The organism is Streptomyces sp. NPDC057474 (assembly GCF_042802555.1).
Taxonomy (GTDB): Bacteria; Actinomycetota; Actinomycetes; order Streptomycetales; family Streptomycetaceae; genus Streptomyces.
This window is the reverse complement of the sequence record NZ_JBHVDX010000378.1, coordinates 1-5,647: the sequence shown is the minus strand read 5'-3', so window position 1 is coordinate 5,647 and position 5,647 is coordinate 1. Positions and strand designations below refer to the sequence as shown.

The 5,647-nt window shown below is 70.9% G+C and carries 6 protein-coding genes and 1 pseudogene; 1 reads left to right on the top strand and 6 read right to left on the bottom strand.

The features are described from left to right. Positions 1-122 (top strand): annotated as a pseudogene (locus tag ACFU53_RS46175) (signal recognition particle-docking protein FtsY); the annotation flags it as partial. Here ACFU53_RS46175 and ACFU53_RS46170 read toward each other — a convergent pair. The 6 genes from ACFU53_RS46170 to ACFU53_RS46145 form a co-directional block, all read right to left on the bottom strand. Continuing rightward, positions 100-1,119, bottom strand: a complete 1,020-nt coding sequence (locus tag ACFU53_RS46170) for a DUF6397 family protein (RefSeq protein ID WP_384006193.1) — start codon at positions 1,117-1,119, stop codon at positions 100-102. The pseudogene ACFU53_RS46175 and the gene ACFU53_RS46170 sit on opposite strands and share 23 nt — an antisense overlap. Before the next feature lie 130 nt (positions 1,120-1,249). Beyond that, positions 1,250-1,663, bottom strand: coding sequence for a roadblock/LC7 domain-containing protein (locus ACFU53_RS46165; protein WP_384006191.1), 414 nt, complete (start codon positions 1,661-1,663; stop codon positions 1,250-1,252). 225 nt (positions 1,664-1,888) lie between these two features. Beyond that, positions 1,889-2,494: an ATP/GTP-binding protein gene (locus ACFU53_RS46160; protein WP_384006189.1), complete on the bottom strand. Its 606-nt coding sequence runs from the start codon at positions 2,492-2,494 to the stop codon at positions 1,889-1,891. 188 nt (positions 2,495-2,682) lie between these two features. After that, the gene (locus ACFU53_RS46155; protein WP_384006187.1) at positions 2,683-3,099 is read right to left on the bottom strand and encodes a DUF742 domain-containing protein; all 417 of its coding nucleotides are present in this window, start codon (positions 3,097-3,099) and stop codon (positions 2,683-2,685) included. A 20-nt stretch (positions 3,100-3,119) separates the two neighbouring features. Next, the gene (locus tag ACFU53_RS46150; RefSeq protein ID WP_384006185.1) at positions 3,120-3,557 is read right to left on the bottom strand and encodes a roadblock/LC7 domain-containing protein; all 438 of its coding nucleotides are present in this window, start codon (positions 3,555-3,557) and stop codon (positions 3,120-3,122) included. Continuing rightward, a partial coding sequence (locus ACFU53_RS46145; RefSeq protein ID WP_384006183.1) for a nitrate- and nitrite sensing domain-containing protein occupies positions 3,554-5,647 on the bottom strand: 2,094 nt, incomplete at its 5' end. The genes ACFU53_RS46145 and ACFU53_RS46150, both read right to left, overlap by 4 nt.

The window sequence follows — 5,647 nt, the reverse complement described above, 5'->3', positions numbered from 1 at the left end:
CCGCCGATCAGCTGCAGACCTGGGGCGAGCGGGTCGGTGCCCGTACCGTGCGCGGCCCCGAGGGCGGCGACCCCGCAAGCTCGGCGCCTGACCGGCAGGTCAGGGGTGTCTGCGCCGAAGCCGGCCCAACAGGCCGCGTCGCCCCTCGGGGGCCGCGGCCGTCGTCGGCCTCGATTTCCCGGGACGCCGCCCGCCCTCGGGCGCCGGTCGCGCTGCTACAACGGGTGTCCCGTGCCGGGCGGCGGCGGTCGACGCCGGCACTTTCCGGCGGGGCCTCGGCGCGAGTCGGTGGGCGCGGGCCTCGACGAGGGACTGCCGGAGGTCCGTCCGCAGCCATTCGATCTCATCGGGGTCGTCCGCCGTCATGATCCGCGCGGTGATCTGTGCGGCGGGCGAGTCGGGCGGGCCGTGGTCGGCCCGTGCGGGCCGGTGGCGGTTCAAGTGGGCGCGCTCGTAGGGGTCCTGGACGATCTCCGCGACCTGGATCGGATCGAGCAGGGAGGCCGGTGCGGCAGCGCGCCTCCAGGGATCGTCGGCCTGCCGCAGCAGGAATCCGAGATGGCGTCCTCGCCAGTTCCGGGGGCGCAGGTCCAGCCCCGCGTCCAGCTGATGCCTCAAGTCCTCCGGCATACGACCCGTCAGCCATGGGGTGTTGTTCTCGTCGGCCGCGAAATGCCGTAGTTCGGCCGCCGGATAGAGCCAGACCACGGCGCGGTGGCGGTTCAGATGGAACTTGACCGGGGTGACCGTCCCCAGCCGTGCGAGACGCATGAACCGAGAGACCGGCACGCCCAGAATCTCGGCGGCCGTGTTGGAACTCACGGCCTCGACGCGTTCCCGCAGCGCTTCCGGGAAGCCCTTCTCGGCACGGATCCGGTCGATCTCCGCTCGTGTGACCCGTCGGCCTCCGCCTCCGTCGTCGACTGTTCGTAGGCAGCCCAGTTGTACGGCGAGGTCGAGTTCTCCCCGTTTCAGGCCCAGTTCGCGAGCGGCACGGCTCGGCGCGAGGGTGCGGCCGGTCGCCCGGGCCGGTGCCGGGGCGCTGCTCGGTGTGGTGGGCGTGCCAGGGTCGGTGGTCGTGGCGTGCGTGGCGGATTGCGTGATGGTGTCGCCGGACATGGCGGTTCTCCCCCGTGTGGTGCGGTGCTCGCGCTGGTCTCGCGCTCGCCTCGGGAAAAACCGTAGCCCGTTCGCCGAAAGTCGTGGCGGGCCTGTGGATAACTCTGCCCGCAACGGCGAAAGCAGCAGGTCAGCGGTCCAGTGCGGCCGAGCGTTCGGGCTGGCGGGCGTCCACTCGGAGGTGTTCACCGACGCGGTTGACGAGCAGCGTCATCTCGTAGGCGATCTGACCGATGTCCGCCTCCGCGGCGCTGAGCACGCACAGGCAGCTGCCCGGTCCGGCCGCGGTGACGAAGAGCACCGCGTCGTCGAACTCGATCATCGTCTGCCGTACGTCACCGGCGCCGAAGTGGCGGCCCGAGCCCTTGGCGAGGCTGTGCAGACCCGAGGAAACCGCGGCGAGGTGTTCGGAGTCCTCGCGCCGCAGGCCGGTGCTCGCCGCGGTGACCAGTCCGTCGTTGGACAGCACCAAGGCGTGCCGTATGGGTTCCACGCGCTCGGTCAGGTCGTCCAGCAGCCAACCGAGTCCCGCGTTCTGCGCCATCGTTCGTACTCCCCGTTTCGTCGTTCCCCCCTGCCAAGGAGGATCCGACGATTCAGCCTTCCCCACTGCTGCCGTCGGAGCAAGCAGGATGGGGACATGGCAAGGAAGATGACCGACAAGGAATGGCGGGTCTTCTTCGCGAACGGCGACAACGGGCGCTTCCCCACCCGAAACAGCAGCGTCAAGGGACGGAAACCGGCCAGGAACGGGAGTGTTGACGCCGCTTCAGCCCACGGAGTCGAGCAGCCGGGCGGTATGCATCCGTCCGGCGTATTCGACCAGCCGTATCAGCACTTCCTTCCCGGACTCGCGGTCCCTGGCGTCGCAGAGGACCACGGGGGTGCCCTGGTCGAGGTCGAGCGCGCGGGAGACGTCGGGGGCGTCGTACGCGCGGGCTCCCGAGAAGCAGTTGACGGCGACCACGAACGGGATGTGCCGGTGCTCGAAGTAGTCCACGGCCGGGAAGCAGTCCTGGAGTCGCCTCGTGTCAGCGAGGACGACGGCACCTAACGCCCCTTGCGCCAACTCGTCCCACAGGAACCAGAACCGGTCCTGGCCCGGTGTGCCGAACAGGTAGAGCGAGAGCCCGGACCTGATGGTGATGCGCCCGAAGTCCATGGCGACGGTGGTGGTGACCTTCTGGTCCACCCCGTCGGTGTCGTCCACCGACTGGCCCACCTCGCTGAGGAGTTCTTCGGTGCGCAGCGGCCTGATCTCGCTGACCGCGCCGACCAGCGTGGTCTTGCCCACGCCGAATCCACCGGCGACGAGGATCTTCAATGCCAGGGCGCCTGTGTCGTCGTCTGACTCTTCGGTGTGCTCGGAGACCATCGATCACTTCTCTCGGGAGTGTCGGCCGTGGTCGACATCGATACGGCTGTGCGGAGTCAGCATCATGGCAACTGCCGCCCTTCTATGTGGCGTTGGACCGTTGTTTCCTGACACCAAACGCTTTGTGCACGTTCGGTGCCGGATCGGATGCACAAGTCGGTACGGGACGGACCCAAGTGCTTGTTCATCTACAGCGCCCTCAGACCCTCGATCACCTCGCGCAGGATCCGCTCGTCCGGCAGTTGCGCGGGCGGTACGGGGCGACTGACGGTGACGTAGTCCAGCTCCAGGAGGTCGCCGAGCAGCACCCGCACCACGCCGACGGGCAGGTCGGCGCCCGCCGCGAGTTCGGCGACCGACTGGGTCTCGGTTCGGCACAGTTCGATGAGCGCGCGGTGTTCCGGGCCGAGCAAGGTGCCGTCGTCGACGCCGGGTGCGCCGGTGTCGAGCGAGACCAGTGCGATCAGGTCGAAGCAGACGCCGCTCGGGCCGGGCCTGGTGCGGCCGCCCGTCATGGCGTAGGGGCGGACGAGCGGCCCGGCCTCGCTGTCGTACCACCGACTGCCCGGCGGCTCGTGCGAAGCGCCTGTGCTGCCTTCGGTCATGAGCACGGCCCGTCCCTGGTTCATCCGGCCGCGGGCGGGCGGGCGCCGGCGCGGGTCGGTGCGCGGAGGTGCTCGCCGACGCGTTTCACCAACCGCGCCATTTCGTACGCCACCAGCCCGATGTCGGCCGTGACCGAGGTGAGGACGGCAAGACAGGAGCCGTCTCCGGCGGCGGCCACGAAGAGGAAGCCGTCGTCCATCTCCACCATGGTCTGGCGTACGCCGCCTGCGCCGAAGTGGCGGCCTGCGCCCTTGGCGAGGCTGTGGAAGCCGGAGGCGACGGCGGCCAGGTGCTCGGCGTCCTCGCGCTTGAGGTCGCTGGAGGCGCCGACTGCGAGTCCGTCGTTGGACAGCACCACGGCGTTCCGTACCTCGTGTACACGCAGTACCAAGTCGTCCAGCAGCCAGTCGAGTTCACCGGGCCGCTCGGTGGCCCTGGTGCTCGGATCCTGGATCATGCGGGGTCTCCTTCGCTGCTGTCGCTGCCCGTCGCGGGGCCGTGGGTGACGCCTCGGCCGGGTGCCCTGCCGCCGCCTCGTGCCCAGCCGTCGCGGTAGGCCGCCATGCGGTCTCGTACGAGTTCCGGAGTGCGGTCGTCGTCCGCCCGGGCGGTTGCCGTCGGCGCGGGTTGCCCGGTGCGCTGTTCGCGCAACTGGGGTGCCAGGTGCGCCTGGCGTACGCGGCGCGGCAGTTCGTCGGCGAACTCCGGTTCCGGCGGGTGGCGGTGCGGCCGCAGAGTGGTGACGCCGGGCGGCGGCTCGGGGGGGCCGTCCGCAGTGGTCTGCCCGGCGGAGGCGACGGGAGCCATGAGGGCGCGCCGGTCGGCGGACTGTTCGACGGGTTCCTGTTGCGGGGCGGCGGCCACGCGCGCGTACTCGCGTTCCTCGGGCTGCGGCCGTGCTTCGGCGGTGGGTCGGGGGGAACGTTCCGGCGCGCCGCTGTGCAGCAGGGTGGTGGGGAGGAGGACCACCGCGGTGGTGCCGCCGTAGGGCGAGGTCCGTAGGTGGACCTTGATGCCATGGCGGGCGGAGAGGCGGCTCACCACGAACAGGCCCAGCCGGTCGCTGTCGAACAGGTCGAGGGCCTCGGACTGTTCGATCCGGCGATTGGCCTCGGTGAGGGTCTCCTTGCCCATGCCGAGCCCCCGGTCCTCGACCTCGACGGCGTAGCCGTTGCCGACCGGTTCCCCGGTGATCCGTACGCGCGTGTGGGGCGGCGAGAACTGGGCGGCATTCTCCACGATTTCCGCCAGGAGGTGGGTGAGGTCGGCGACCGCTGTGCCGACGATCTTCGCCTCGGGGAGTTGTCGTACCTCCACGCGCGCGTAGTCCTCGATCTCGGAGACGGCCGCGCGGACGACGTTCGTCAGTGAGACGGGCATACGCCAGGCGCGCCCCGGAGCGGCCCCGGAGAGGATGATCAGGCTCTCCGCGTGGCGTCGCATACGAGTGGTGAGGTGGTCGAGGCGGAAGAGGTCGCTGAGTTCGTCGGGGTCGTCGGAGCGGCGTTCCATGCTGTCGAGCAGGCTCAGTTGGCGGTGCACGAGGACCTGGCTGCGGCGGGCGAGGTTGACGAAGACCCCGGAGATGCCGCCGGCGAGTTCGGCGCGCTCGACCGCCGCGCGGAGGGCCGCTCGGTGCACGGTGCCCAGGGCCTCGGCGACCTGACCGGTCTCGTCCTCCGCGGGTGGCCCGGGCGGGGCCTCGGTATTGACATCGATCTCCTCTCCGGCGCGCAGTTTCCGCATGGCGTGGGGCAGTTTGCGGCGGGCGATCTCCAGAGCCCCGTTGCGCAGACTCACCAGCTCGACGACCAGGCCGCGTCCGATGCGTACGGAGATGACGAGGGAGGCGGCGACGGCGGCGAGGCCGAGGAGCACCGCGGCCCCCGCGGGGGTGAGCAGGGCCCGGGTGAACGGGTCGGCCCGGTCGGCGACTTCACGTCCGGCGTCGGACTCGATGCCGCGCATGTCTTCCTGCACGCGCGCGTGGGCGGACTTCCAGGCTGCTTCGGGAGCGGCATCGAGCGCCTGGGCCCCGGGGTGGCTCGCAAGCACCTCCTCCTCGACGGCGCGCAGGTCGGCGTAAGCGCTTCCTCCGGCGAGTTCCTGCCAGGCGGCACGTTCGGGGCCGCGCAGATCCGCACCGGCCGCTTCGGTCAGGGTGCGGCGGGTGTCGACGGCGCCGGTGAACAGGCGCAACCGCTCGCGGTCGAGGGTTCCGGCGAGGCGGGCGCCGGCCAGGAGCGCGTCCTCCTGGGCCAGGGCCTCGCCGGCGCGCGAGAACTCGAGCAGCACGCGAGCGTCGGAGCCTAGGTCGGCGTCCTGGATGCCGGTGAGCGCGCCGCCCACGCCGAAGGCCGTGGAGATCGTCGTGGTGTATCGCTTGTACGACTCGGCCCAGCCGATACGGCGGTCGAGCACCGACGTCCGCAGCGCACGCAGTTGTTCGGCGCCGGTCACGAAGCCGGCCAGGCGTTCGGCCACTCCAGTGGGCAGGTCGGCGCCGTCGGCGATGGTGTGCCGGTCACCCAGGCGCAGCGCACCGAC

What these genes read in the sequence shown, in the direction of transcription:
- ACFU53_RS46170 (WP_384006193.1), bottom strand. Translation starts at nt 1,119, where the DNA reads ATGTCCGGCGACACCATCACGCAATCCGCCACGCACGCCACGACCACC.
- ACFU53_RS46165 (WP_384006191.1), bottom strand. Translation starts at nt 1,663, where the DNA reads ATGGCGCAGAACGCGGGACTCGGTTGGCTGCTGGACGACCTGACCGAG.
- ACFU53_RS46160 (WP_384006189.1), bottom strand. Translation starts at nt 2,494, where the DNA reads ATGGTCTCCGAGCACACCGAAGAGTCAGACGACGACACAGGCGCCCTG.
- ACFU53_RS46155 (WP_384006187.1), bottom strand. Translation starts at nt 3,099, where the DNA reads ATGACCGAAGGCAGCACAGGCGCTTCGCACGAGCCGCCGGGCAGTCGG.
- ACFU53_RS46150 (WP_384006185.1), bottom strand. Translation starts at nt 3,557, where the DNA reads ATGATCCAGGATCCGAGCACCAGGGCCACCGAGCGGCCCGGTGAACTC.